This is a genomic window from Pontibacter sp. HJ8, from assembly GCF_054824225.1.
Genome location: NZ_JSYF01000537.1, coordinates 1 through 872 on the forward strand (window position 1 = coordinate 1; position 872 = coordinate 872).

Here is an 872-nt window from a genome sequence, read left to right on the forward strand (position 1 = left end):
GGCAGGCACCCACACCATCACGGTAAAGGAGGCCAAAGGCTGTACATACGCGGCACAAGTGCAGGTACGTGACATTGCCGGACCTTCTGCTCTGACTGTTTCCCTTCGTTCTTCGACCTGCGGCAGCAATAACGGCGAGTTTAGCATCGACGGTGTAACCGGTGGCACAGCTCCGTATACCTACTCGATCAACGGCTCGACTTTTGAGGCAGGCGCAACTTTCGCAGCCCTGCTGGCAGGAGACTACCAGGTGACGGTGAAAGACGCCAACGGCTGTACCTATACCCAGGTAGTTACGTTGGGAGATATCCCGGGTCCGTCTGACTTCACTACGGCAGCACAGTCTTCAAGCTGTGGCCGTGCCAACGGAAGCATCACCGTAAGTGCTGTGACGGGCGGAACGGCTCCATATACTTACAGCAAGGATGGCGAGAACTTTTATCAATCGTCCACTTTAACAGGGATGATGGCCGGCTCTCACACCATCACCGTGAAAGATGCCAACGGCTGTATCATCACCAAAGTGGTGATCATAGAAGATGTAGCCGGACCAAGCGAACTGATCCTGGCAAGCACTTCGTCCACCTGCGGCAGCGCCAATGGTATGATCTCAGTGAACGGGGTGACAAGTGGAACGGCTCCTTATACCTACTCGATCAATGGTACCAACTTCCAAACAGCAACGACATTTGAAGCGGTGCTGGCCGGTACCTATACTGTGACAGTGAAAGATGCCAATGGTTGTGTCTTTACGAAGGAAGTGGTAGTAGGAAACATCGCCGGTCCAACCGACCTGGCTGCTACCACCAAAGCCTCTACCTGCGGTGCCAGCAACGGTGAGCTGACGGTAACAGGTGTAACGGGCGGAACTT

General features: G+C 54.4%; 1 pseudogene. It reads left to right on the plus strand.

Annotated elements, in window-relative coordinates:
• Nucleotides 1-872 (plus strand): annotated as a pseudogene (locus tag OB13_RS18985) (hypothetical protein); the annotation flags it as partial.